Here is a 24,180-nt window from a genome sequence, read left to right on the forward strand (position 1 = left end):
CCTTCGCTCCACCCGATCACCCCGCATTCCTCTCCGATCAACCGCTCGGCCGCGTGCCGACTGGCAAAGGGTGAGTAAAGAGATGACCGACCTTTCCCTCACGGATCCGCCTTCCGCGCTCGGGCAGCAGACCCGGATCCGCTCCGACCTCAACGCCGAGCGCATCCGCTCCGCCTGGATCTTTCTCGCGCCGACGCTGCTGGTGCTGGCACTTGTCGCCGGCTGGCCGCTTGTGCGCACCGTCTATTTCAGCTTCACCAATGCGTCGCTGACCAATCTTGAAGGCGCCGAGTTCGTCGGCTTGAAGAACTACTTTACCTGGATCACGCTGAAGAGCGGGCGCACGGTCTACAACGGCCTTCTCGCCGATCCCGCCTGGTGGAACGCCGTCTGGAACACGCTGAAGTTTTCCGCCCTTTCCGTCACCATCGAGACGGTGCTCGGCCTGATCGTCGCCCTGGTGCTGAACGCCCATTTTCCGGGGCGCGGGCTGGTGCGCGCGGCAATCCTCATCCCCTGGGCGATCCCGACCATCGTTTCGGCGAAGATGTGGGCCTGGATGCTCAACGACCAGTTCGGCATCTTGAACGACCTCCTGCTGGGCCTCGGGCTCATCAGTCAAAAGATCGCCTGGACCGCCAATCCGGAGACGGCGATGGTCGCGGTCCTGATCGTCGACGTCTGGAAGACGACGCCGTTCATGGCGCTCCTGATCCTTGCCGGACTGCAAATGGTGCCTTCGGATATTTACGAGGCGGCCAAGATCGACGGCGTGCATCCGATCAGGGTCTTCTGGCGGCTGACGCTGCCTCTGATCCGGCCGGCGCTGATGGTCGCGGTGATCTTCCGCATGCTCGATGCACTGCGCATTTTCGATCTGATCTACGTGCTGACGCCCAACAACGCCCAGACCAAGACCATGTCGGTGCTGGCGCGCGAGAACCTCTTTGACTTCGACAAGTTCGCCTATGGCGCTGCCGCCTCGACGATGCTGTTCCTGATCATCGCCGCGATCACCGTTGCCTATATGTGGTTCGGCCGGGTCAATCTTGAGGGAGAGCGCTGATGGTTGCCACCTTCGCCAGGCGCACGGCGTTCTACGCCCTTGTCGTCGCTATCGTCATCATGGCCGTGTTCCCGTTCTACTATGCGGTGCTGACGAGCTTCAAATCCGGAACGGCGCTGTTCCGGGTCGACTACTGGCCAACCGAAATCTCCTTCGACAACTACGCCGGCATCGTCACGAGCAGCGGTTTCCTGCGCAACCTTGCCAACTCGCTGATGGTTGCGACCATTGTCGTCGGCATCTCGCTGCTGCTTGCGGTCACCGCGGCTTACGCGCTGGCGCGGGTGCGCTTTCGTGGCCGCGCGCTGCTGCTTCTGACGATCCTGTCGGTGTCGATGTTCCCGCAGATCGCGGTGCTTGCGGGCCTGTTCGAACTGATCCGCGCGGTCGGCATCTTCAACACGCCGCTCGCACTGATCTTTTCCTACATGATCTTCACGCTGCCGTTCACGGTCTGGGTGCTCACCACCTTCATGCGCGACCTGCCGGTTGAAATCGAGGAAGCGGCGATCGTCGATGGGGCGACGCCCTGGGTGATCATCACGCGGGTATTCATGCCCTTGATGTGGCCGGCATTGGTGACGACGGGGCTGCTTGCCTTCATCGCCGCCTGGAACGAGTTCCTGTTCGCGCTGACCTTCACGTCGTCCGACAGCCAGCGCACGGTGCCTGTCGCGATCGCGCTTCTCTCGGGCAACAGCGAATACGAAATCCCGTGGGGCAACATCATGGCCGCATCGATCATCGTCACGGTGCCGCTGGTGATCCTTGTGCTGATCTTTCAGCGGCGGATCATCTCCGGGCTCACCGCCGGCGGCGTCAAAGGATAGAGCGGGATGAGGAAAAGCGTTCGCGGTTTTCCGCCCGCATCCCGCTCCAATCTCGTGGAATCGAGGAGAAAAACATGACTGAGCTTCAATTGCGCAACGTCCGCAAGTCCTTCGGCGCCTTCGAGGTGATCAAGGGCGTGAGCATGGACATCCGGGCCGGCGAGTTCATGGTCTTTGTCGGGCCGTCCGGCTGCGGCAAGTCCACGCTTCTGCGTTTGATTGCCGGGCTTGAGGACATCTCCTCCGGCACGCTCTCCTTCGACGGACAGGTGGTCAACCAGTTGACGCCATCCAAGCGCGGCATAGCCATGGTGTTCCAGTCCTACGCGCTCTACCCGCACATGACGGTGTTTGAGAACATGTCTTTCGGCATGCAGCTGGCAGGCAAGGACAAGGAGCAATGCAGGAAGAGGGTCGAAGCGGCGGCCGAGATGCTGCAGTTGACACCCTATCTCCAGCGTCTGCCGCGCCAGCTCTCGGGCGGCCAGCGCCAGCGCGTGGCGATCGGCCGGGCAATCGTGCGCGACCCGAAGGTCTTTCTCTTCGACGAGCCGCTTTCCAATCTCGACGCGGCACTGCGCGTTGCCACCCGCATCGAGATCGCCAAGCTGCATCGCAGGATGCACAAGACGACGATGATCTATGTCACCCACGACCAGGTCGAGGCGATGACACTGGCTGATCGCATTTGCGTGCTACGGGATGGGCTGGTCGAACAGATCGGCACGCCGCTCGAACTCTACGAGAGCCCGAACTCGGTGTTCGTCGCCGGCTTCATCGGTTCGCCGAAGATGAACTTTCTGACCGGCGCACTGGCCGCGCCCTACGATGCCCACACGATCGGCATCCGGGCCGAGCATCTGGAGATCAGGCTAAGCGACGGCAAATGGTCGGGAACGGTGGTGCATTCCGAGATGCTGGGATCCGACAGCTACATCTATCTCGATATCGGTGCCGGCGAACCGGTCATCGTCCGCGAAGGCGGCACTTCGCTTCACCGGCCGGGCGAGACGGTGCAGATCTCGCCGGTCGGCGACAACATCCACCGCTTCGATACGGCCGGGCTGGCGCTTGGCCGAACTCCCATGAAAGGGGCAGCCTGACTGGCTATCCTGAAATCGAACGGTTTCTAACGTCGGGGCCGCCAATTCGTGGCGGCCCCCTCCATCGTAAGAGCACATGCCCGTGAGGGCGAACGCAAGGAGAATGAACGTGCCTATCAGAACAGTTGTTTGGGGCGAGAATATCCACGAGCAGACCAACGAGATCGTCCGCAGCATCTATCCGAACGGGATGCACAACACGATCGCGGCGGCGCTGAACACCGAAGGCGGCATCGAGGCGACGACCGCGACGCTGCAGGAGCCGGAACACGGGCTCAGCGTCGAGCGCCTCGCCAATACCGACGTGCTTTTGTGGTGGGGCCACAAGGACCACGGCGCCGTCAACGACGAAATCGTCGAGCGGGTTGCAAAGCGCGTCTGGGAAGGCATGGGCCTGATCGTGCTGCATTCCGGCCACTTCTCCAAGATCTTCAAGCGGCTGATGGGCACCCCTTGCGCGCTGAAGTGGCGCGAGGCCGGCGAGCGCGAACGCGTCTGGGCGATCAACCCGCGCCATCCTATCGCCGAGGGTATCGACGAGAACTTCGTGCTGGAAAACGAGGAGATGTACGGCGAGCAGTTCTCGGTACCCGAGCCGCTCGAAACCGTGTTCATTTCCTGGTTTGCCGGCGGCGAAGTATTCCGTTCGGGTCTTACCTGGCGCCGCGGTGCCGGTAACATCTTCTACTTCCGCCCGGGTCATGAAACCTACCCGACCTATCACGACGCCAATGTGCAGAAGGTCCTGCGCAACTCGGTGAAGTGGGCCTACAACGCCGACAACCGCTACACGGCGATCCACGATGCGCCGAACGTGCCGGTCGAAAAGGCGCTGGAGCCGATCGTCGAGCGTGGGCCTCGGCTGCATCAGGCCGGCGAAGCAGGATACAGGTGAGAACCATGCGTCTTCTTGTAGTTGGAACCGGCGGCATGGCGAACAGCCATGCCCAGGCCTTTGCCAAGATCGAAGGCGTCGAGATGGTTGGCGCCGTCGATGTGGACCCGAAGCGCGCCGAGGCCTTTGCCGACAAGCATGGCATCGCCAACAGCTTCACCTCGCTCGACGAGGCGATCGCCTGGGGCAAGTTCGATGCCGCGACGAACGTGACGCCCGACAAGGCGCACCACCCGACGACGCTCGCTCTCATCGCCGCCGGCAAGCACGTGCTTTGCGAAAAGCCGCTCGCCGAAAACTACGCCAAGGCGGCGGAGATGGCGGAGGCCGCTGAGCGCTCCGGCCTGGTGACGATGGTGAACCTCACCTACCGCAATGTTGCGCCATTGCAGAAGGCACGGGCAATGGTGCTTGCCGGCGAGGTCGGCAAGCTGCGCCACCTCGAGGCGTCGTACCTGCAGAGCTGGCTCGTCTCCAAGGCCTGGGGCGATTGGGCGACGGAATCGCAATGGCTCTGGCGGCTTTCGACCAAGCACGGCTCGAACGGCGTGCTCGGCGACGTCGGCATCCACATCCTCGACTTTGCCGGCTATGGTGCGGGCACCGATGCGTCGCGCGTTTTCGCGCGGCTGAAGACCTTCGACAAGGCGCCAGGCAACCGCATCGGCGAGTATGACCTCGACGCCAATGACAGCTTCGTCATGACCGCCGAGTTCGGCAACGGTGCCATGGGCGTCGTCCATGCCAGCCGCTGGGCGACCGGGCATCTGAACGAGCTCCGGCTCCGACTGCACGGCGATAAGGGCGCGCTCGAAGTGGTGCACACGCCCGACGGCTCGACGCTCAGGGCTTGCCTCGGCGCCGACGTTGAAAAGGCGATCTGGCGCGATGTCGATGCGGGCACGGTCCCGACGAACTACGAGCGGTTCGTGGCTGCGGTCCGCAAGAGCAAGACCGAAGAGCCCGGGTTCCGCCATGCGGCAAACCTGCAGAAGGTGCTCGACCTCGCGATGGTGACCGAAGCCGAGCGGCGCGAGCTGCCCGTCTAAAGCACCCTGTCTCAAGTGGGCTTACTTGCGGGCAGAAGGACGCTCTAGAACAAAATCCTAGAGCGTCTTTGTGCCTTGCATGAACGCACAGCGCGCTAACGAGAGTGACGGTCGGGGGTGTTGCTTTTCGCGGCGCCCCCGTTTTCCGGCGGCACCCAAGGGGTCACCGTCGAACCGACCGTGTTTTCCATCGACTGGCCGAGACGCCGCACCTGCGCGTCGTAGTTCCTGCGGGTGTTGGGGTCGAAGATCATGATCGGCGTTGATACCGCAAGGCTCGCGGCGCTGCCAACCGTCTGGGTGGCACCGAGCGTGACGGCGCCGATGCGTTCGCCGAGACCGACGTCGGAATCGGTCACGGTCTGGCCGGCGATCAGGCGGTTGCCGAGCAGGCGCACGACCTCGGGGCTTTCGGCGAATTTGCCGTGGTTCAGCTTGTCGCCGCCCTTAAGCGCCGTCAGGTCGATGACGCTGATGCCGGCCTGTTCCAGCTGCGTGCGATAGGGTTCGGCGGTCGGATCGATCTGGCCAAGGCGGTCGACATTGCCGGAGATGCGCCTCGACAAGGTCAGCGCCCGGTCGTCGCGCGAGACGAACAGCGTGAACTTCGGGCGTTTCGTACCCATGGCTCGGATCTGCTGGCCGAAGACGTCGACGTCGAGATCGGGCGACGCGAGGATGACGTCGGTGATCTTGGGCGCGATGCGTCCGTCGCGGATCGCCATCTGGCGCAGGGCCTCGACCGTGACCCACGACCCCATGGAATGGGCCATGACGGTGATTTCGCCGACTTGGGGATTGCTTGAGGCGCGCCGAAGCAGTTCCTCCAGCGCGTCGCGCGAATAGTTGGTGCTTTCCTTGTCGTAATTGTAGTCGAAGATGCTAGCGCGCGAGGGCCAGGTGAAGATGACGGGGGCGACGTCGGTGCCGCTGTCGTGCACGATCTGGGCAAAACGATAGACGGCGTCTTCGTAGCGGTTGTTGAAGCCGTGAACGAAGATCAGCACGCGCCGGGTTTTCGGCAGATGACCCTTCACCCAGTTCTGGACGTCGTTGCCCTCGTGCAGCGGCGTGACGCTGACGGTGGAGAAATCGCGCTCCGGATTGGCGGGTAGCTTCGTCGGCCATTGCACCTGGCCGACCTTGCGGTTCTTTTCCGGCGGAATGGAGACGGCAATTTCCGTCAGTGAAAGCTCGGCCGAGCGTTCGCCGCTAAAAAGTACGCCCGGCTCTGCCGAGGGAGCGCGCGTCGTTGCGACCAGCAGGTCGACCTTGGAGGCGCCGCCCGTCGTGCCCGAAGGGACGAGCACGCCCACGGGGCGTCCGGCGCAGGCCGCAAGCGTGGCTGCCAGGAGAAGCGTCGCAGCGATGCGGCCCCAGGGCCTCTTCGAGCCCGCAAGAGAAAACGAACGCACCGCCAACCTCCCTGTACCGCATCATGCAGCATGTCGGCCCGATCCGTGGGCCCAAGCCATTCTCCTTGCATGAGAAACGCTGGGTTTTCATCCCTTGGCTGGGGTTCGAAGCCTTGTGGCACCGTGTTTGCCAGCGGCTATGCGGCAATCATGCAACATTTCGCTACAGGCAGGCCTGGGTAAAACCCCCTGATATTCATTGAAAAGGCTTTGGGGTTTCACTAGCATCGCGGCGACTTCCCTTGGGTGCCGTCGAAAGAGGACGCATCCGATCTCCCTGAAATGAAAAAGGAAATTCAGGAATGCAGGCGGTTTTCGATGGCCACAACGACGTGCTTCTGCGCCTGTGGCAGAACGCCCGGAAGGGTGCAGACCCCGTGCGCGAATTCGTCGACGGCATCGACCAGGGTCATATCGACGGGCCGCGCGCCAAGGCGGGCCATCTCGTCGGCGGTCTCTCGGCGATCTACGTGCCTTCGGGGGATCTGATCCTGCAGCCGCCGGGCGAGAACGGCCACTATGATACGCCGCTTTCCGCTCCACTTGAGCACCTGCCGTCGCTGGCAATCGCCATCGAACTCGCCGACATCGCCGTGCGCCTCGACCGGGCAGGGGCCTGGAAGCTCTGCCGCTCGACCGCCGAAATCCGCGGGGCGGTGGAGAAAGGCGTGTTTGCCTCGGTGCTGCACATGGAAGGGTGCGAGGCGATCGGTGCCGATCTGTCCGCGCTCGAGACCTTTTATGCCGCGGGCCTGCGTTCGCTCGGCCCCGTCTGGAGCCGCCACAACGTCTTCGGTCACGGCGTGCCGTTCTCCTATCCGATGTCGCCGGATACGGCGCCGGGATTGACCGAGGCTGGTTTCGAGCTCGTGGAGGCCTGCAATCGCCTGGGTATTCTGATCGATCTCGCCCACATCACCGAGCAGGGGTTCTGGGACGTCGCGAAAACCACGGATCAGCCGCTGGTCGCCAGCCATTCGAACGCACATGCTCTGACGCCGGTTGCGCGCAACCTGACCGACAAGCAGCTCGACGCCGTCCGCGAGAGCAAGGGGCTCGTCGGTCTCAACTACGCAACGACCATGCTGCGCGCCGATGGGCAGGAGAACGCCGCCACGCCGCTTTCCGACATGGTCCGCCACATCGACTACCTGGTCGAGCGCATGGGCATCGACTGCGTCGCGCTCGGGTCCGACTTCGACGGGGCGACGATCCCCGAGGAGATCGCCGACGCTGCCGGTAACCAGGCGCTCGTTGCGGCGCTCAGAAGTGCCGGATATGGTGACGCCGAACTGGCAAAGATATGCCGGGAGAACTGGTGGAGAGTTCTGGGACAGGCTTGGCACGAAGCCGCCTGAACCATGAAGAAGAGCCCGTTAGGGGCATAACGAGGGAACTGCAAAATGATGCACAAGCTCAACGGACGTCTTCGTCTTCTGACCGCTTCGGCGGCGCTGGCCATGGTCATGGCTGCGACCGCGCCGGCCTTCGCCGAGACGCCGAAGGACACGCTGGTCGAAGCTTTCGCGATCGACGACGTCATCACCATGGATCCGGGCGAAGCCTTCGAGCTGACCGCTGCCGAAGTCACCGGCAACACCTACAGCATGCTGGTGCGCCTCGACATCAACGACACCTCCAAGGTCGTTGGCGATCTCGCCGACAGCTGGACCGTGTCCGACGACGGCCTGACCTACACCTTCAAGCTCAAGTCCGGCCTGAAGTTTGCCTCCGGCAACCCGGTGACCGCTGAAGACGTCGCCTGGTCGTTCGAGCGCGCCGTCAAGCTCGACAAGAGCCCGGCCTTCATCCTCACACAGTTCGGCCTCACCGGCGACAACGTGACGGAAAAGGCAAAGGCTGCGGACGAACAGACCTTCGTCTTCACCGTCGACCAGCCCTATGCACCGAGCTTCGTCTTGAACTGCCTAACGGCGACCGTTGCTGCTGTGCTCGACAAGAAGGTGGTCCTCGACAACGTCAAGCCGGTCACGCCGACCGACGACTACAAGTACGACAACGACTTCGGCAACGAATGGCTGAAGACCGGCTATGCTGGCTCCGGTCCGTTCAAGCTGCGCGAATGGCGCGCCAACGAAGTCATCGTGCTCGAGCGCAACGACAACTACTACGGCGAGCAGGCAAAGCTCGCTCGCGTCATCTATCGCCACATGAAGGAAAGCTCGGGCCAGCGCCTGGCGCTTGAAGCCGGCGATATCGACGTTGCGCGCAACCTCGAGCCGGGCGATCTCGACGCCGTCACGAAGAATGCGGATCTGGCGGCCACCAGCGCGCCCAAGGGCACGGTCTACTACATCAGCCTCAACCAGAAGAACGCGAACCTCGCAAAGCCTGAAGTGCGTGAAGCCTTCAAGTATCTGGTCGACTACGATGCACTCGGCTCGACGATCATCAAGGGCATTGGCGAAATCCACCAGAGCTTCCTGCCGAAGGGCGTGCTCGGCGCACTCGACGAGAACCCTTACAAGCTCGACGTCGCCAAGGCGAAGGAACTGCTCTCCAAGGCCGGCCTTGCTGACGGCTTCACCGTCACCATGGACGTGCGCAACGGCCAGCCGGTCACCGGCATTGCCGAATCCTTCCAGCAGACGCTCGGCCAGGCCGGCGTGAAGCTCGAAATCATCCCGGGCGACGGCAAGCAGACGCTGACGAAGTACCGTGCGCGTAACCACGACATGTATATCGGTCAGTGGGGCATGGACTATTTCGATCCGAACTCCAACGCCGAAACCTTCACCAGCAACCCTGACAATTCCGACGAAGGCAAGAACAAGACCCTTGCCTGGCGCAATGCCTGGGACGTTCCGGAGCTGACGAAGAAGACCAAGGAAGCTCTGCTCGAGCGCGACAGCGCCAAGCGTGCGGAGACTTACAAGGAACTGCAGAAGACGGTGCTTGGCGAAAGCCCGTTCGTCATCATCTTCCAGCAGACCGAAGTCGCCGGCTACCGCGCCAACGTCAAGGGCCTGAAGCTCGGTCCGAGCTTCGACACCAACTTCGTCGCCGGCATCACCAAAGAATAAGCCGTCTCGAAGGAATAAACCGAAAGGATAGTTCCCTTGAGCATGAGCGGAACAGGGACCATGGACGGGCGCAAACGCGCCCGTCCCGGCAAGATCGTGGCAGCCGTGCTGCGTTTTCTCGTGGTCGTGCTGACGACCTATCTCGGCCTCCTGGCCGTCACCTTCTTCATCGGCCGGGTGATCCCGATCGATCCGGTTCTGGCCGTCCTCGGTGACCGGGCGCCGTCGCATGTCGTCGAAAGGACGCGCGAGGCGATGGGGCTGAACCTGCCCCTCTATCAGCAGTTTTTCATCTATGTCCGCCAGGCGCTGACCGGCGATTTCGGCGTTTCGGTGCTGACGACCAATCCGGTCATGACCGACATCCGCCGCGTCTTCCCGGCGACGATGGAACTTGCGACGCTCGGCACGCTGATCGGCGCCATCTTCGGCGTGCCGCTCGGGGTGCTCGCCGCCGTCAAGCGCGGCAGCATCGCCGACCAGATCGTCCGCGTCATCGGCCTTGTCGGCTATTCCGTACCGATCTTCTGGCTGGCGCTGCTGTCGCTGCTCGTCTTCTACGCGCGGCTGAAATGGGTCGCCTATCCCGGCCGTATCGATATCGTCTTCGAATACACGTTCACCCCGATCACCGGTTTCTACCTGTTCGACGCCCTTTGGCAGCGGCAGTGGGACGTGCTCTGGGATGTGTTTCGCCACATCATCCTGCCGGCGTCGTTGCTCGGCTACTTCTCGCTCGCCTATATCAGCCGCATGACGCGCAGCTTCATGCTCAACGAGTTGCAGCAGGAATATATCGTCGCGGCGCGGGCCAAGGGCCTGTCGGAGACCCGCATCATCTGGGGGCATGCGCTCAGAAACGCTGCCGTGCCGCTCGTGACGGTGATCGCGCTTTCCTATGCCGGCCTGCTCGAAGGCTCGGTATTGACGGAAACCGTCTTCGCCTGGCCTGGCCTTGGCCTCTACATCACCAACTCGCTGCAGAATGCCGACATGAACGCCGTCCTCGGTGGCACCATCGTCATCGGCTCGGTCTTCATCGGCATCAATCTCTTGTCCGACCTTCTCTATCGGACGCTCGACCCGAGGACGCGCCAGCGATGAGCACCGTTACCCAGACACGTCCGATGACGCGCCGCGAATGGCTTTTGTCCGATCGTCCCCAGTCGCGCACGCAGGCCCGCCTCGGTCGCGCCTACATGACCTGGCAGCGTTTTGCCGCGAACAAGCTCGCCGTTCTCGGCCTGCTCATTCTGTTGGCGCTGGTCTTCGTGGCCGCTTTCGCCGATCTTCTGGCGCCGCATTCGCCCTACATCGGCGATCTCGCCAATGCACGGCTGATGCCGCCGGGAAGTCCCGGCTACCTGCTCGGCACCGATGATCTCGGCCGCGACATCCTATCGCGGCTGATCCACGGATCGCGGCTGACGCTCGCCGTCGTCCTGCTCGTCGCCATCATTGCCGCGCCGATCGGGCTCATCGTCGGCGCTGTCGCCGGCTATGCCGGCGGCTGGGTCGATGCCGTGCTGATGCGCATCACTGACATCTTCCTCGCCTTCCCGAAGCTGGTGCTGGCGCTCGCCTTCGTCGCAGCCCTCGGCCCGGGCATCGAGAATGCCGTGATCGCCATCGCCATCACCTCCTGGCCTCCCTATGCCCGCATCGCCCGCGCCGAAACGCTGACGGTGCGCAATTCCGACTACATCGCCGCCGTTCAGCTGATGGGCGCTTCGCCGACCCGTATCGTCTTCCGGCACGTCATGCCGATGTGCATGTCGTCGCTGATCGTGCGTGTCACGCTCGACATGGCCGGCATTATCCTGACTGCCGCGGGCCTCGGCTTCCTTGGCCTCGGCGCCCAGCCGCCACTTCCGGAATGGGGCGCGATGATCGCGTCCGGCCGCCGCTTCATCCTCGACCAGTGGTGGGTGGCGACCATGCCCGGCATCGCGATCCTGATTGTCAGCCTCGGCTTCAACCTGCTCGGCGACGGCCTGCGCGACGCGCTTGACCCGCGGGAGAGCGGCCAATGAGCGCGCTTCTGACGGTAGAAGACCTCAAGGTCTCGTTTCCGACCCGCACCGGCCTCATCGAGGCCGTGCGCGGCGTCTCCTTCACGCTCGGCCGCGAACGCCTCGGCATCGTCGGCGAAAGCGGCTCCGGCAAGTCGCAGACCGGCCGGGCGATCATGGGGCTGACGCCTTCACACGCACAGGTGACGGCAAAGCAACTGTCCTTCGACGGCATCGACCTCTTGTCCGCGTCGCCGAAGGTCCGCCGGGACCTCAGGGGCAAGCGCATCGCCATGATCCTGCAGGATCCGAAATACTCGCTGAACCCGGTCATGAGCATCGGCCGGCAGATCGTCGAGACGCTCAGGCAGCACGAGAATGTCAACCGGGGTGAAGCCCGCGAGCGGGCGCTCGACATGCTCGCAGCCGTCCAGATCCGCGACCCGAAGCGCGTCTACGATCTCTATCCGCACGAGGTTTCGGGCGGCATGGGTCAGCGCGCGATGATCGCGATGATGCTGGTTGCCGGACCGGAACTCCTGATCGCCGACGAGCCGACCTCGGCGCTCGACGTGACGGTCCAGCTCGAGGTGCTCGGTATCCTCGACAAGCTCGTGGCCGACCGCGGCATGGGCCTGATCTTCGTCTCGCACGACCTCAGGCTCGTCTCGTCCTTCTGCGACCGGGTGATCGTCATGTATGCCGGCCGGATCGTCGAGGAGCTGGCGGCGTCCGAGCTTGCCAACGCCAAGCATCCCTATACCCAAGGGCTTCTGAATTGCATGCCGGCGATCGGCTCCGATCGCCATCCCCTGCCGGTCCTCGACCGCAAGCCGGAGTGGGCCCAATGACATCAGCCGTTTCTGTTTCGAATGTCGTCGTCACCTATGACGAGTTCAAGGCGTTGAACGACGTCAGCGTCGAGATCGCGCCCGGCGAATCCTTCGGGCTCGTCGGTGAATCCGGATCGGGCAAGTCGACCCTGCTGCGGGCCGTCGCTGGTCTGGCGCCGGTCACGTCAGGCACGATCCGTGTCCATGATCGGGTGCTCAAGGGCTCCAAGCGCGACAAGGCTTTTTATCGCGCCGTGCAGATGGTCTTCCAGGACCCTTACGGCTCGCTGCATCCGCGTCAGACGATCGACCGGCAACTGCTCGAACCGCTGGCCGTCCACGGTGTCGCCGACGGCGAACGGCGCATTCTGAAGGCGTTGGACGAGGTCGGCCTCGGATCCGGTTTCCGGTTCCGCTATCCGCACCAGCTCTCGGGCGGCCAGCGCCAGCGCATCGCAATCGCCCGGGCGCTGATCCTCGAACCGTCGATCCTGCTTCTCGACGAGCCGACTTCGGCGCTCGACGCGTCTGTGCAGGCGGAAGTGCTGAACCTTCTTGAGCAGGTCAGGCGCGACCGCAAGCTCACCTTCATCATGGTCAGCCACGACCTCGGCGTCGTTACCCATATGTGTGACCGGTTGGCGGTGATGCAGGGCGGCCGCGTCGTCGAACGGCTGTCGTCAGCCGATCTCGTCGCCGGGCGCATCGGCGAGGACTATACGCGCAGCTTGATGGTGGCGAGCAAGGGCTTTCAGCGCAAGGACGCCGCTGCGACCGTGTGACGACCGGCGTTTACAGGCAGAGCGAGAACCTCGCGGGGCATCTGTATCAAACGGGAAAGCGCTGTGCTTTCAGGCGCTTTCCCGCCAGACCGAGGTGGAGTCGGTGATCACCTTTTGAATGTGTCGCTGTTCGCGCCATTCACGTCCCATATCCTTGATCACAGGGCATGCGTCTGGCGAGTAAATGTAGTTGCGACGGCTCGCGACATAGTCTTCCATCACCGGGTTGACGCCCGAATAGAACTGCTTCTCCGGATCCCTGGAAAGGTCCATCAGACCGGCGCAGTGCCGAGCGAAGCCACCACGCAGGATCGAGGGCGAGGTGGTGAACTTCGGGAAGGTCCGAAACAGTGGGATCCTGATCCCGAAGAGGTGCGCATATTCGTTGCGCCGATGGAAGTGGCCCTTGCGGCCGATATCCCAGTTCTGGTCCGCCGTATGGAACGACACCTGGCTTATCGTCGGGTCGGCGAAGGGCGCCAGCAGTTCCTCGCCCATATCCCTCAAGGAAATCCAGTCGTCCTCAAGATGGAAGACGTAGTCGGCACTTGAGGCAGACCAGAGCCTGGCGACGGCCGCGCAGAAGCCCGGGCTTTCCGGCTGGAAAATGGTGGCCTCAGGAAAATGCCTGCGGAAGATCTCGACGCAGGCGCGATGGTCGTCCACCGACCCGAAGACCGGGTCGAGATTGAGATAGGCGCCGCGCAGGTTGAGCTTGCCAAAGATTTTCTCTCCGAAGCTCGCGAGCGTCTGGTCAAGCAAATCCGGGCGCCGGGTGGCGACAACGCAAAGGTCAATCGTGGACATAACACATCCTTGGGTGTGTTTTTTGCAACCGTCAAGACCCACGCGCGGCTCGATCTCGCTTCAATTGTGCAAACCCACCCCTAGGCGATCAACGTGGTTGATTTCCGCCCTTAAAGGGGAAGGTTGGACGAACCGCCCGCGCCCTGGGCGCTGAAAATCAGAATACGCTGAGCTCCGGTATAGCCACGACGAAGCGGCCGCCCCAGTCGCGGATCGCAGCGTTGTCGGCAACGATCTCTGCCTTCAGGTTCCACGGCAGGATAACCAGATAATCGGGCCTTGCGTGCTCGATGCGGGTCGGCGCGTGCACCGGAATATGGGTTCCGGGCAAGAGCTTGCCCTGCTTCAGGTCGTTCCGGTCCACCGCGAAGGCGATCTCGCTTTGCGACAGGCCGCAGACATTGAGGAAGGTGTTGCCTTTCGCAGCGGCGCCATAGGCCGCCACCGTTTTTCCTTCGGCCTTGGCGCGCGCCAGGAAGTCCTGGAAATCCTTGCAGACGGCGGCAATGCGGGTGTCGAAGGCCTGGTAGGTTTCCATCTTCATCAGTCCGGCAACCGCCTCGGTGGCGCGCAGCGTCTCAAGCTGAAGCGTGGCCTTCCGCACGCCCGATGCAAGCTGTGCATAGACGCGCAACGAGCCGCCATGCGTCGGCAGTTCCTCGACGTCGAAGACCTTCAGGCCGGAACTTTCGAAGATGCGTTCCACGGCGGCGAGCGACAGATACGAGTAGTGCTCGTGATAGATCGTGTCGAACTGCACCTCTTCCATCAGCCGCAGAAGATGCGGGAACTCGAAGGTCGCCACGCCATCCGGCTTCAGCAGTATGGCAAAGCCACCCACGAAGTCGGCGATGTCAGGCACATGGGCGAGGACGTTGTTGGCGGCCGTCAGGTCGGCGCGGATCCCGCGCTTGACGAGTTCGGTTGCGGTCTCGCGGCCGAAGAAGGCGACTTCGGTCGGAACCTTGCGTTCCTCGGCAAGCCGTGCCGCGTTGGCGGCGGGCTCGACGCCGAGTACCGGAATGCCCTTGTCGACGAAGTACTGCAGCAGGTAGCCGTCATTGGACGCAATCTCGACGACCTGGGAACTGTCGTTCAGCCCGAAGCGCTCGGTCATGGTGTCGGCATAGCGGCGAGCATGCTCGAGCCAGCTTGTCGAGAAAGACGAGAGGTAGGCGTAACCGTCGGTGAAGATCTCGTGCGCGGGCACGTTCTCCGTCGTCTGCACCAGCAGGCATTCGGAGCAGACCATTGCTTTCAGGGGAAACGAGCGCTCGCGCGCGATCGCTTCTTCGGTCGGCTCAAGGAACGAGTTCGACCACGGGGTCGAGCCCAGGTCGGCGACGACAGTGTTGAGCGGTGTCGAGCAGAAACGGCAATTGTGGGACATCGAAGTCGTTAGCCTCTCATGAATGCGTCGATTTGGCTGAGTGTGAGGTCGCGAGCAGCGCCGCCGCGCCGCCAGCCGTCATACCAGCGCGCGGTCCAGTTGATTGCCTCGATTTGGCTGAGGCGGGCGATCCAGGACAGGGTGCTTGCGGCAAGCGCCGGGTCGAGGCCGAGCGTCTTCATCTCGCGGGGTTGATCTTCCGACGATGTGTCGCGCCATTCGGTCGGCAGGCCCATCGCGGTCTGGATGGCGGCGGCGACGTCCTTGACGGGGATCTGTGGCTCGGCTGGGGAGGGCCCGAAATTCAGGGCGGTCACCTCGGTCTCGCCGGCGTGGAGCGCTTCGGCAAGGGTGAAGTAGCCGTTGAGGCAATCAAGCACGTGCTGCCAAGGCCGGGTGGCGAGCGGGCTGCGGATGTCAAGCGTTTTGCCCGACTGGGCCGCGCGCACGATGTCGGGAACCAGTCGGTCGACCGAGAAGTCGCCGCCGCCGAGCACGTTGCCCCCGCGGGCCGTCGCCACCTGCACGCCGCGTTCGCGCAGAAACGAATCCCGCCAGGTCGAGACGACCAGTTCGCACGCAGCCTTCGAGCCGGAATAGGGGTCGTGGCCACCAAGCACGGCGTCTTCCGGGAAGTGCCGACCGCTTTCGTCGTTGCGATAGACCTTGTCGGTGGTCACGACGACGACGGTCTTGAGCGCGGGCGAGTGACGTGCTGCGTCCAGCAGGCGTACCGTTCCCATGACGTTGACGTCGAACGTGTCGGCCGGCGTCCGGTAACTCTCGCGCACCAACGGCTGCGCCGCCATGTGGAGGATGATCTCCGGATCGCACTTCAGGATCGCCGCGGCAAGCGTGTCGCTGTCGCGAATGTCGGCGAGGTATTCGTCGATGGTCTGGCCGGCGCCAAGCAGGGCGTGAAGGGAGGGCTCTGCCGCCGGCGGCAGGGCGTAACCGGTCACGCTGGCACCCATATTGGTCAGCCACAGTCGCGCCCAGCTCCCCTTGAAGCCGGTGTGGCCCGTCAGCAGCACGCGCTTGCCGACCCAGAAGGATGGGTTTGCCAGCCGGCTCATGCCCAGACTTTCCAGGGCGCAGCACCGCCCTGCCAGAGGTCTTCGAGCTGGTTCTTGTCGCGCAGCGTATCCATCGGACGCCAGAAACCGCCATGTTCAAAGGCCATCAACTGGCCTTCTGCCGCAAGGCCTTCCAAAGGCTCGGCCTCGAACGGCGTGTGGTCCCCTTCGATCCGGTCGAGGACCGAGCGGTTGAGGACGAAGAAGCCGCCATTGATGTGACCGTTGTCGCCGGCCGGCTTCTCGATGAAGCTTTGAACCCGCCCATCGTTGACAGCAAGCGCGCCGTAGCGGCCCGGCGGGATGACGCTTGTCACGGTTGCCTGACGGCCGTGATGACGGTGGAAATCGGTCAGCGCCTTGATGTCGATGTTTGCGACGCCGTCACCATAGGTAAGGCAGAACGTATCGCCCAGGTGATCGGCGACGCGTTTCAGACGTCCGCCGGTCATGGAATCGGTTCCGGTATCGACGAGCGTGACGCGCCAGGGCTCGGCCTTGTTCGAGTGAAACAGGGTCTCGCCCGTTCTCATGCAATAGGTGACGTCGGAGGAGTGCAGCACGTAGTTGGCGAAGTACTCCTTGATCATGTAGCCACGGTAGCCGAGGCAGATCACGAAATCCGAAAACCCGTAGTGGCTGTAGATCTTCATGATGTGCCAAAGGATCGGCCGACCGCCGATCTCGATCATCGGTTTCGGCCTGAGATGGCTCTCTTCCGAGATGCGCGTGCCGTAGCCACCGGCAAGAATGACAACCTTCATGTAAGTGCCCTGTAGTTGCATGTGCCCCGAACACAACGGGTTGCCTCGCCGTATATCAGCGCGACCTTGTGTGTAGATGGCTCCGGCGCATTGACAATCCCGCTTGTCGAACTATGAACCACGACACACAACTTTTTGGCGCGAAGCGCCAGGTTCATTGCACGATTTGCGATATTAATGCAATCGCTGAGTGAGACGGCGGAATGGCGAGAGTAAGCATCGGTTTGCCGACCTATAACGGCGCGGAGTTCATCGGCGAGTGCCTTGCCTCCCTTCGGGATCAGAGCTTCGAGGATTTTGAAGTCTTCATTTCCGACAACGGCTCGACCGACGGCACCAGCGACATTTGTGCGGACTTCGCAAGGACGGACAAACGGTTCCGTCACGTGTTCTATCCTGAAACCGTACCCGCGACGGAGAACTTCATAAGAGCGCGGGATATGACGAGCGCGCCCTATTTTTGCTGGCGCGCGGATGACGACCTGGCCGATCGCGAGCATCTCGCGGGCCTGGTGTCGGCGCTGGATGGAAACCCCCAAGCGGTGCTGGCGGTTTCTCCGGTGCTTCGGATTACGGAAAGCGCTGAGCGGCTGTTCGAGCTTCCGTCTTCAATCGCGAACGACCGCGTGGGGCGTATTCGTGATATCCTGATCGGGTGCCATCCCAGCTGGTTCTACGGTCTATGGAGGCGAGAGGCGACCGACAGCGCCCTGGGCGGTTTCGCGAACTACGAGTTTGCCTGGGCGGCCGATCATCTGGCGATGCTGCCGGCGATCCTCGACAATGCCGTTGCGCTGTCGCCCGAAGGGCGCTTCATTCAGCGCATCAAGCGGCAAGCGAACTACCATCTGCCGCCGGACAAGTTGCTGCAGGCGCGTAAGCAGTATCGGCAACTTGCGCTTGAGATGATCGCTGAGCGCGAGTGGTCACCGGCCGAATTGAAGATCATAAGACGCGCGCTGGAACTCCACCTGGAACGCCGTGTTGCGCCGTGGTTCAAGACGCACAAGCGTGCGATAAAGCATAAACTGCGCTCGGCCTTGCCGTTCGGTTGAAGACCGGCCTCAGGCCGCAGCGCAATCGCGCAGGACCTGAACCACGCGCGCGATCTCTTCGCCCGTCATGTCGTGATAGCTCGGCAGGTTGATCGCCCGGCCGGGCAAGTCGTAGGCCGTGGCGTTGGCCGGCACGTCATCGAAGGGCGGCAGGGAGCTCAGCGGCCAGAAGAAGACGCGGGCGTCGATGTTTTCGACCGCAAAGGCTTCCTGCAACCTTTCCCGTGTTACGCCTGTCTCCTGCGCAAAGACGACGGTCGGCATCCAGAAACCGTTTTTCGTTCCTTCCGGCTCCGGGTTCATGGCCAGGGCGTTCACGCCGGAAAGCTGTTCCCGGTAGGCGTAGAAGATCTCGCGCTTGCGCTCCACCAGTTCATCGACGCGCTCGATCTGCGCCAGGCCGATGGCGGCCTGCAGGTTCGACATCTTGTACTTGAAGCCGATTTCGTCCGGCCAGAACTGCTTTTTCTGGCCGCGGGCGCGGCCATGGTTGGAAAGCGTCAGGACCTTGTCGTAAAGCTTGCTGTCGCTGGTGACGAACATGCCGCCTTCGCCAGTCGTCACGGTCTTGGTGCCGTGGAAGGAGAAGGCACCGAAGGCGCCAAGCGAACCGGCCTTACGTCCGCGCCATTCCGAGCCGAGCGCTTCGGCGGCATCCTCGACGACCGGAATGTTGTGCCGCGCGCCGATCTCGAGCAGACGATCCATGTCGCAGAGATTGCCGTAAATATGCACGGCCATGATGGCCTTCGTCTTCGGCGTAATCGCCGATTCAACTTTTTCCGGATCGATGCACCAGCTGTCTGCGAGGACGTCGACGAAAACAGGCTTCGCGCCGAGGTGAACGATCGGGGCAGCTGAAGCCGTCCAATTGGTGTCGGCGAGGATAACCTCGTCACCCGGTCCGACGCCGAGAGCGGCAAGCCCCATGTGCAATGCACCGGTGCAGCTCGACGTCGAGATCGCGTGCGTCGTGCCCAGATGTGCAGCAAAGGCAGCCTCGAACCGGTTGATATAGTCGTAGCAGCGCTCGCCCCATCCGTTGGCCGCGGCGTCTGTGGCATAGGCGACTTCACGCTCTGTGATCGAGGGCTTGGTGTAGAGAATGCGGGGTTTCATGGGGCGCCGTTCGATAGAGACCTGGACGTTGCTGGAAAGCCGTGGATGCCGGAGCGGGAGAGACAAGGCATCTTGTTTCGTTCTCCCGCTGCCGCTTGTTCTGGTTCGCCCGCGTCAGAGCCAGACGTGGTCGAGGCCTGGTCGCTCGAGCCACGGTTGCGCGGCGATGGCGGCGCGGGCCTTCAAGGGGTTGAGGCCGATGAACAGCGCCTCGGCGTCCCCCGGCAGGTCCTCTGGCGACAGGACGGGAATGCCGAAGTGGGTTGCGCCCTTCATGTTTTCGTTGCGATCCAGGAACGCCACGACATCGACGGCCTGGCCGATGCGCCCGTAAATCCAGCTTCCGTAGAAGCCGGCGCCGTAGATCGCGACCTTGCGCTTGGCGTAGCGCTCAACCCCGTCTTTAAGTTTTACCGATGCCTGATCCCAGAAGGCGCAGATGTCACGCGCCTGTTTGGCCGCCTCAACGGCCGCAGCGGACGTGCCTGGAACGTCGAGCGCCGCCGCGGAGCTGCGCGCGACGACGAAAAAGGCGCCGGGAAACGAGGTGTTGTCGACGGTTTCCACCTCAAAGCCTGCGCTTGTGAGGGCATGGACAATCGACGCCTGGCTGAAATGGTTGAGGTGGTCGGCAACCGCCATGTCACCGGGATTGCCCGCAACGTCGGGCACGGAGAACAGGAAGGTGCCACCCGGGCGCAGCAGGTTGTGCACGTCGCGCATGAAGCCGACGGGATCGGCCACGTGCTCGACGACGAAATGGCACATGACCGCCTCAAACGTCTTCTGCCAGGTCTCGGGCACCGTATAGGTTGCCTGTGCCGCTTCCGGCACCCAGCCCTGCCAGGCGGCCGCATAGTCCGAACTGACATCGAAGACGTGGGGGTGAAGGTCGTCGCGCGCCGCAACCATCTTGCGCAACGTGTCCGCCTTGGCGGCACCATAGTCGAGGATCGAAGCGCTCTTGGGAAGGTCAAGCAGGCGGAGTGACAATGCGGCCTGGTGATCGGTGCGATAGATGATCGTGCCATCTGCCGCGATCGCGAAGAACTGGTCGTGGTTCTCGCTGCTGAGAGAGATCCGATAGCCGGTGTCGTAGAAGGCCTCGATATCAGGAATATCGTCGCTTTGCGCATGTCCGCAGACGCCGCACACGTAGACGCGCGTCGGCACGTCGAGCAACGTGGTGCTCGACGTCAGGGCCGGCGCAGGCACTTCATAGGATGGGGCGCCGATGTGGTCGCCACAAACTCGGCAGGCAGTCATGCCGGCTCTCCTTGCGGAGCGACCAGCTCCGGCAGGACGTCGGCGAACTTCACGCCGGCCGCGAACGAGCCCTTCCATCCGATGCGGATGCCCACCGGTTCGGCGAAGTTGAAGTAGCGGAACTGTATGCTCCAGCGCGGGATCTGCGAGACATTGTGGCCCGACTGGTGCAGAGTCAGGAAGTCCATCAGAATGAGGTCGCCGGGCTTGCTGAGCGGCGCGACATGCTTGTAGCGCGCCAGCCGTTCCTCGCCCTTGTGGAGATGCAGCGCATAGGCACCCGTCTTTCCGGCGCCGGCGTCATCCTCATACACGGGCACGAGCCCCTCGGCATGCGAGCCCTCGGCGATCTGAACCGGCCCCATGTCTGCGCTGACTGGCAGCAACGGTGTCCAGAAGACAATGCCGTCGACGCTGCGCAATTGCGACGGGAATTCCTGATGCCACTGTGCGCGGAACTTTTCCTCGCCGGGATTGTCGATACGCATCCCGTAGCCGCCAGCGGCGATACCGGGAATGCTGCCAGGTCGCAGCGCCTTGAAGACCTCGTCGTTGGCAGCGGCGCTGACGAGGCGCATGAAGGCGGGGATCTGCTTCACCGCATCATAGACCTCGCCGCCCCAGGAACGGTTGACGGCAATGAGCCTGCGGTAGGCGATAGACATCGCTTCCTCAGCGGTCCCAGTCGGCGCGTCGACGCCGTACTTCTTGCAAAGCAGTTCGAGGATCTGGCGGACGCCCTCCTGGATGGGGGCGATCTCAGCCTGGATATCGTAGAAGCCCGGCACCAGATGATAGCCGTCGGTCTCGAACTGTTGGCGCGCGCTTTCGGAAATGATGGTGCTGTTCTTCATGATACGCGATCTTCCTCCTTCAGGAATTCCCGCCAAGACACGGTCGTCGGTGACAAATGCTTGCGCGCATCGGGACCGGTGCGCGCGATGAGGTCCAGTACGGATACATAAGGCGTGAAGGTTTCGCGGGGCTGGGGCCACGGCGTGCAGCTATAGCTCATGTACTCGACGTGGACGCCGGCGGCTTCGAATGCGCCGTGATCGAGATAGTTGGCAGCGCCGTGCCCGGTCAGATAGCGCGTGCCTCCAGCCGAAAGCACCAAATTGAGCACGCGCTGCCACGACGTTCCGGTAATCGCCATTTCACTGGAGCGTTGCACGATGCGTTCAGCGCCGATGCCCATGTAGCGGGCAGAGACCTCGATGCTGGCGATCAGCAGATCGCAAACCGTCTCCTTGGCGTAGACCTCGTCGAAGACAGCCAGCGCATCGTCGATGAAGGGCGCTCCGCTCAGTGACTGGCGCAGCAGCGAGCGGTGGCTTGCGCGCCACTCTTCGCCGGTTCCCGATAGGTCACGGATTTTCTGAAAGCTTCCCTTGCCGGCAAGCGGGATCGTCATCCACGCCCGATCGTTGCCGTTCAGCAGTTGGATGCGATTGGTGAAGCTGCCTTTCGAAAACTGGGCATCGTCCAGATAGATGTATCCGTCGGCAACCATCAGTTGCTCAAAGAAGCCCGGCCAGGGAAAAAGCATCGGCTGTGAGATGACGACAGCTGTCACGAGCCCACCTCGCTCAACACATGCTCCAGCAGCGCGACATCATGTTGGTGCCCTTCGGCGTCGACGAAGTGTTTCTCCATCGTGCCGACAATGCGGTAGCCGAGCCCGAGATGAAGCTTCATGGAGGGGTGATTGTCCACCCTGATTTCCGCAAGGAGCTTGCGTAGCCCCAGCTGGATACGGCTGAACGACATTAGTTGTCGCAGCGCCGATTGGCCAAGCCCACGCCCCCGGGCGTGGGCGGCAAGCACGATCCCGCCATATCCGGTTCCGTTCTTGCGGTGAACTTGACTGACCTGAACGTAACCGACGGCTCTTCGGGAAGCGCCATCTTCAATCACAAGGAAGGCCTCGCCTGGTTGGCTTTTCCGCCGATCCACCCATGCTTCCAGGTCGTCGTCGGTCGTTCCGTCTGGCACGGTTAGCAAGAGCGATTGCAGTTCTCGGTCGCGACGCAGCGCAAACAACAGTGGAAAATCACCGGCATCGACGGAGCGCAGGTTTAGGTTGCCCTCCGCCGTGTGGGCAATTCCCGCATCCTCTATTTGCGTACGCACTTCAGGTAGCCCCCAGGCGAGCTCGATAGCACGAGTTTCCCGTTGAGGACGGGATCGGTCTCGAAGCGATCCGTTTCCTTGAGATAGGTGTTCAGCGCCGCATAGGGCTCGTCGCCCGGATACCAGATTTTGGAGCGCTTTGTCGGCGTTTGCGAGGTGTCGCCCCAGCCAAGCAAGGTATCTGCGACAACGATGTACTGGCCTTCGGTTACCAGCGGGCCATAGGTCCGCAGCTCGTCCAGCACATGGTCGCGGCTGTGGTCGCTGTCGAGCACCACCATGACCGAGGCGCCTGGCGGGATTTCGGCCTTGACCTTCGCCAGCGTTTCTTCGGTCGTTGAAGGGCCCTCGATCAGCGTGATGCGCGAGGACATGGGGTGTTGCTCGATCGAGTCACGGTTGTGGGCGCGGATGTCGATGTCGACGCCGATGACCTTGCCCTTGCCGATCAGCTGCAGCATGGCCGCCATGAAGATCACCGAGCCGCCGCGGGCGACGCCTGTCTCGATGATGATGTCGGGCTTGGTGTTCCAGATGACTTCCTGGGTCGCCATGACATCGGCCGGCATCTGGATGATCGGCACGCCCATGAAGGACCACAGGTAGGAGTAGTCGTACTTGTCGAGCGTCACCAGGGTGTCGAGCGATTGCTGGAATGCGCCTTGATCCTGGCCCAGCGCAAGCGCCATTTCCGTCTTGTGGGCCTCGAATGCGAGACGATCGTCTGCTACTGTCATTGCTCCTGACACCCTTTTGAATGCACTCTATGGATGCGCCAACGGTGGCGAACCGTGAACTGTGGCGGTTTCGCCGATTCGCGACGCTTTTCCTGTGAACGCTTTCATGTCGGCAATTGTAAATACGGTCAAGGCCGGTTTCTTAGGGGCGAAAGGGTCGTCCTTGGTTTCCGGCGGAAGGTTTCATGTCGCGCTTCGATCGAATTTCTACACCCATAGCGGGTCTGATGGTTGTCGAGCGGCAGCGCAGGGGCGACGATCGCGGTTTCTTTTCGCGCTTCTTCTGCCGCGACGCGCTTGCCGACTTCGGCGGAGGTGGGACGATCGCCCAGATCAACCATACGCTGACGCAGGCGGCCGGCACGATCCGCGGGCTGCACTTTCAGCGCGCGCCGCATGACGAGGCGAAATTCGTCTCTTGTCTTTCCGGCGCCGTCTTCGACGTCGCGGTCGACCTCAGACCAGGTTCTCCGACCTATCTGCATTGGCACGGCGAAGTGCTGAGTGCGGAAAACGGACGCTCGATGATGATCCCTGGCGGCTTTGCCCATGGATTTCAGACGCTCGCAGACGATTGCGAACTGATCTATCTGCACGACAAGCCCTATGCACCCGAGGCTGAGGGCGGGCTTAATCCGCTCGATCCGCGACTGGCAATCGCCTGGCCGTTGCCGGTCGGGCAGATGTCGGCGCGCGACCAGGCCCTGCCTGTGCTGCCGATCGCGAGCTGATCGCCGAAGCCTCCATCGTTGACTTCGCAGCGGATGGGAGGAGAATGAAGTCTCCGCGCCACCACGACAGAAG

The 24,180-nt window shown here is 62.6% G+C and carries 24 protein-coding genes; 13 read left to right on the plus strand and 11 right to left on the minus strand.

The window, feature by feature from the left end; translation table 11 throughout:
* Window positions 1-82: 82 nt before the first annotated feature.
* From VGO04_RS15320 to VGO04_RS15340, 5 genes are all read left to right on the plus strand, one after another.
* Entirely contained in the window at window positions 83-1,066 is a 984-nt protein-coding gene (locus tag VGO04_RS15320; RefSeq protein WP_327496816.1) for a sugar ABC transporter permease, read from the plus strand.
* Window positions 1,066-1,896, plus strand: coding sequence for a carbohydrate ABC transporter permease (locus VGO04_RS15325; protein WP_327496817.1), 831 nt, complete (start codon window positions 1,066-1,068; stop codon window positions 1,894-1,896). The genes VGO04_RS15320 and VGO04_RS15325 overlap by 1 nt, the downstream gene beginning before the upstream one ends.
* Window positions 1,897-1,970: 74 nt before the next feature.
* A complete protein-coding gene (locus VGO04_RS15330; RefSeq protein WP_327496818.1) occupies window positions 1,971-2,999 on the plus strand; it encodes an ABC transporter ATP-binding protein in 1,029 nt (342 codons plus the stop codon).
* Between the two features lie 103 nt (window positions 3,000-3,102).
* Window positions 3,103-3,894 (plus strand): ThuA domain-containing protein, encoded by a 792-nt coding sequence (locus VGO04_RS15335; RefSeq protein ID WP_414650546.1) that lies wholly within the window; start codon window positions 3,103-3,105, stop codon window positions 3,892-3,894.
* Window positions 3,895-3,899: 5 nt separating this feature from the next.
* Window positions 3,900-4,943, plus strand: coding sequence for a Gfo/Idh/MocA family oxidoreductase (locus VGO04_RS15340; protein WP_327496820.1), 1,044 nt, complete (start codon window positions 3,900-3,902; stop codon window positions 4,941-4,943).
* Between the two features lie 95 nt (window positions 4,944-5,038).
* Here VGO04_RS15340 and VGO04_RS15345 read toward each other — a convergent pair whose 3' ends face one another.
* Window positions 5,039-6,313: an alpha/beta hydrolase gene (locus VGO04_RS15345; RefSeq protein ID WP_327496894.1), complete on the minus strand. Its 1,275-nt coding sequence runs from the start codon at window positions 6,311-6,313 to the stop codon at window positions 5,039-5,041.
* Between the two features lie 347 nt (window positions 6,314-6,660).
* Between VGO04_RS15345 and VGO04_RS15350 the strand changes: the two genes are divergently transcribed.
* The 6 genes from VGO04_RS15350 to VGO04_RS15375 are packed head-to-tail and all read left to right on the plus strand — an operon-like array spanning window position 6,661 to window position 13,029.
* Window positions 6,661-7,716 carry a dipeptidase gene (locus VGO04_RS15350; RefSeq protein ID WP_327496821.1) on the plus strand — a complete coding sequence of 352 codons (1,056 nt, stop codon included), beginning with the start codon at window positions 6,661-6,663 and terminating at the stop codon, window positions 7,714-7,716.
* A 45-nt stretch (window positions 7,717-7,761) separates the two neighbouring features.
* On the plus strand, window positions 7,762-9,402 hold the full coding sequence (locus VGO04_RS15355; RefSeq protein WP_327496822.1) for an ABC transporter substrate-binding protein: 1,641 nt from the start codon (window positions 7,762-7,764) through the stop codon (window positions 9,400-9,402).
* Window positions 9,403-9,462: 60 nt separating this feature from the next.
* On the plus strand, window positions 9,463-10,506 hold the full coding sequence (locus VGO04_RS15360) for an ABC transporter permease (RefSeq protein ID WP_414650547.1): 1,044 nt from the start codon (window positions 9,463-9,465) through the stop codon (window positions 10,504-10,506).
* Window positions 10,503-11,435: a nickel transporter permease gene (gene nikC, locus VGO04_RS15365; protein ID WP_327496824.1), complete on the plus strand. Its 933-nt coding sequence runs from the start codon at window positions 10,503-10,505 to the stop codon at window positions 11,433-11,435. The genes VGO04_RS15360 and nikC overlap by 4 nt, the downstream gene beginning before the upstream one ends.
* Window positions 11,432-12,265: an ABC transporter ATP-binding protein gene (locus tag VGO04_RS15370; protein WP_327496825.1), complete on the plus strand. Its 834-nt coding sequence runs from the start codon at window positions 11,432-11,434 to the stop codon at window positions 12,263-12,265. Before nikC ends, VGO04_RS15370 begins: the two co-directional genes overlap by 4 nt.
* Window positions 12,262-13,029 carry an ABC transporter ATP-binding protein gene (locus VGO04_RS15375; protein WP_327496826.1) on the plus strand — a complete coding sequence of 256 codons (768 nt, stop codon included), beginning with the start codon at window positions 12,262-12,264 and terminating at the stop codon, window positions 13,027-13,029. Before VGO04_RS15370 ends, VGO04_RS15375 begins: the two co-directional genes overlap by 4 nt.
* A gap of 69 nt (window positions 13,030-13,098) precedes the next feature.
* Here the strand turns inward: VGO04_RS15375 and VGO04_RS15380 are convergent, their stop codons facing one another.
* From VGO04_RS15380 to rfbF, 4 genes are all read right to left on the minus strand, one after another.
* Window positions 13,099-13,836 (minus strand): hypothetical protein, encoded by a 738-nt coding sequence (locus tag VGO04_RS15380; protein ID WP_327496827.1) that lies wholly within the window; start codon window positions 13,834-13,836, stop codon window positions 13,099-13,101.
* A gap of 157 nt (window positions 13,837-13,993) precedes the next feature.
* A complete protein-coding gene (locus VGO04_RS15385) occupies window positions 13,994-15,226 on the minus strand; it encodes a class I SAM-dependent methyltransferase (RefSeq protein WP_327496828.1) in 1,233 nt (410 codons plus the stop codon).
* A gap of 8 nt (window positions 15,227-15,234) precedes the next feature.
* The gene (rfbG, locus tag VGO04_RS15390) at window positions 15,235-16,302 is read right to left on the minus strand and encodes a CDP-glucose 4,6-dehydratase (RefSeq protein ID WP_327496829.1); all 1,068 of its coding nucleotides are present in this window, start codon (window positions 16,300-16,302) and stop codon (window positions 15,235-15,237) included.
* Window positions 16,299-17,066, minus strand: coding sequence for a glucose-1-phosphate cytidylyltransferase (gene rfbF, locus VGO04_RS15395; RefSeq protein WP_327496830.1), 768 nt, complete (start codon window positions 17,064-17,066; stop codon window positions 16,299-16,301). The genes rfbG and rfbF overlap by 4 nt, the downstream gene beginning before the upstream one ends.
* A gap of 203 nt (window positions 17,067-17,269) precedes the next feature.
* Here rfbF and VGO04_RS15400 point away from each other — a divergent pair, with 203 nt between their 5' ends.
* Window positions 17,270-18,121 (plus strand): glycosyltransferase family 2 protein, encoded by an 852-nt coding sequence (locus tag VGO04_RS15400; RefSeq protein ID WP_327496831.1) that lies wholly within the window; start codon window positions 17,270-17,272, stop codon window positions 18,119-18,121.
* A gap of 9 nt (window positions 18,122-18,130) precedes the next feature.
* On the opposite strand, the gene VGO04_RS15405 is transcribed toward VGO04_RS15400, so the two are convergent.
* The 6 genes from VGO04_RS15405 to VGO04_RS15430 form a co-directional block, all read right to left on the minus strand.
* Window positions 18,131-19,240, minus strand: a complete 1,110-nt coding sequence (locus VGO04_RS15405) for a DegT/DnrJ/EryC1/StrS family aminotransferase (RefSeq protein ID WP_327496832.1) — start codon at window positions 19,238-19,240, stop codon at window positions 18,131-18,133.
* A 114-nt stretch (window positions 19,241-19,354) separates the two neighbouring features.
* Complete coding sequence (locus VGO04_RS15410) at window positions 19,355-20,506, minus strand: class I SAM-dependent methyltransferase (RefSeq protein ID WP_327496833.1); 1,152 nt, start codon at window positions 20,504-20,506, stop codon at window positions 19,355-19,357.
* The gene (locus VGO04_RS15415; protein ID WP_327496834.1) at window positions 20,503-21,360 is read right to left on the minus strand and encodes a phytanoyl-CoA dioxygenase family protein; all 858 of its coding nucleotides are present in this window, start codon (window positions 21,358-21,360) and stop codon (window positions 20,503-20,505) included. The genes VGO04_RS15410 and VGO04_RS15415 overlap by 4 nt, the downstream gene beginning before the upstream one ends.
* Window positions 21,357-22,082, minus strand: coding sequence for a WbqC family protein (locus VGO04_RS15420; protein WP_327496835.1), 726 nt, complete (start codon window positions 22,080-22,082; stop codon window positions 21,357-21,359). Before VGO04_RS15420 ends, VGO04_RS15415 begins: the two co-directional genes overlap by 4 nt.
* Complete coding sequence (locus tag VGO04_RS15425) at window positions 22,079-22,639, minus strand: GNAT family protein (RefSeq protein WP_327496836.1); 561 nt, start codon at window positions 22,637-22,639, stop codon at window positions 22,079-22,081. Before VGO04_RS15425 ends, VGO04_RS15420 begins: the two co-directional genes overlap by 4 nt.
* Entirely contained in the window at window positions 22,624-23,376 is a 753-nt protein-coding gene (locus VGO04_RS15430; protein ID WP_327496837.1) for a cephalosporin hydroxylase family protein, read from the minus strand. The genes VGO04_RS15425 and VGO04_RS15430 overlap by 16 nt, the downstream gene beginning before the upstream one ends.
* Window positions 23,377-23,561: 185 nt before the next feature.
* Between VGO04_RS15430 and VGO04_RS15435 the strand changes: the two genes are divergently transcribed.
* Entirely contained in the window at window positions 23,562-24,107 is a 546-nt protein-coding gene (locus tag VGO04_RS15435) for a dTDP-4-dehydrorhamnose 3,5-epimerase family protein (RefSeq protein ID WP_327496838.1), read from the plus strand.
* The last annotated feature ends 73 nt before the right edge of the window (window positions 24,108-24,180 follow it).

Origin of the sequence: Ensifer sp., from assembly GCF_035999185.1 — a bacterium.
Lineage (GTDB): Bacteria > Pseudomonadota > Alphaproteobacteria > Rhizobiales > Rhizobiaceae > Ensifer.

Excerpts from the sequence above, each read along its gene's own strand:
- VGO04_RS15320 (WP_327496816.1), top strand. The coding sequence starts at position 83 with ATGACCGACCTTTCCCTCACGGATCCGCCTTCCGCGCTCGGGCAGCAG.
- VGO04_RS15325 (WP_327496817.1), top strand. The coding sequence starts at position 1,066 with ATGGTTGCCACCTTCGCCAGGCGCACGGCGTTCTACGCCCTTGTCGTC.
- VGO04_RS15330 (WP_327496818.1), top strand. The coding sequence starts at position 1,971 with ATGACTGAGCTTCAATTGCGCAACGTCCGCAAGTCCTTCGGCGCCTTC.
- VGO04_RS15335 (WP_414650546.1), top strand. The coding sequence starts at position 3,103 with ATGAACGTGCCTATCAGAACAGTTGTTTGGGGCGAGAATATCCACGAG.
- VGO04_RS15340 (WP_327496820.1), top strand. The coding sequence starts at position 3,900 with ATGCGTCTTCTTGTAGTTGGAACCGGCGGCATGGCGAACAGCCATGCC.
- VGO04_RS15350 (WP_327496821.1), top strand. The coding sequence starts at position 6,661 with ATGCAGGCGGTTTTCGATGGCCACAACGACGTGCTTCTGCGCCTGTGG.
- VGO04_RS15355 (WP_327496822.1), top strand. The coding sequence starts at position 7,762 with ATGATGCACAAGCTCAACGGACGTCTTCGTCTTCTGACCGCTTCGGCG.
- VGO04_RS15360 (WP_414650547.1), top strand. The coding sequence starts at position 9,463 with ATGGACGGGCGCAAACGCGCCCGTCCCGGCAAGATCGTGGCAGCCGTG.
- nikC (WP_327496824.1), top strand. The coding sequence starts at position 10,503 with ATGAGCACCGTTACCCAGACACGTCCGATGACGCGCCGCGAATGGCTT.
- VGO04_RS15370 (WP_327496825.1), top strand. The coding sequence starts at position 11,432 with ATGAGCGCGCTTCTGACGGTAGAAGACCTCAAGGTCTCGTTTCCGACC.
- VGO04_RS15375 (WP_327496826.1), top strand. The coding sequence starts at position 12,262 with ATGACATCAGCCGTTTCTGTTTCGAATGTCGTCGTCACCTATGACGAG.
- VGO04_RS15380 (WP_327496827.1), bottom strand. The coding sequence starts at position 13,836 with ATGTCCACGATTGACCTTTGCGTTGTCGCCACCCGGCGCCCGGATTTG.
- VGO04_RS15385 (WP_327496828.1), bottom strand. The coding sequence starts at position 15,226 with ATGTCCCACAATTGCCGTTTCTGCTCGACACCGCTCAACACTGTCGTC.
- rfbG (WP_327496829.1), bottom strand. The coding sequence starts at position 16,302 with ATGAGCCGGCTGGCAAACCCATCCTTCTGGGTCGGCAAGCGCGTGCTG.
- rfbF (WP_327496830.1), bottom strand. The coding sequence starts at position 17,066 with ATGAAGGTTGTCATTCTTGCCGGTGGCTACGGCACGCGCATCTCGGAA.
- VGO04_RS15400 (WP_327496831.1), top strand. The coding sequence starts at position 17,270 with ATGGCGAGAGTAAGCATCGGTTTGCCGACCTATAACGGCGCGGAGTTC.
- VGO04_RS15405 (WP_327496832.1), bottom strand. The coding sequence starts at position 19,240 with ATGAAACCCCGCATTCTCTACACCAAGCCCTCGATCACAGAGCGTGAA.
- VGO04_RS15410 (WP_327496833.1), bottom strand. The coding sequence starts at position 20,506 with ATGACTGCCTGCCGAGTTTGTGGCGACCACATCGGCGCCCCATCCTAT.
- VGO04_RS15415 (WP_327496834.1), bottom strand. The coding sequence starts at position 21,360 with ATGAAGAACAGCACCATCATTTCCGAAAGCGCGCGCCAACAGTTCGAG.
- VGO04_RS15430 (WP_327496837.1), bottom strand. The coding sequence starts at position 23,376 with ATGACAGTAGCAGACGATCGTCTCGCATTCGAGGCCCACAAGACGGAA.
- VGO04_RS15435 (WP_327496838.1), top strand. The coding sequence starts at position 23,562 with ATGTCGCGCTTCGATCGAATTTCTACACCCATAGCGGGTCTGATGGTT.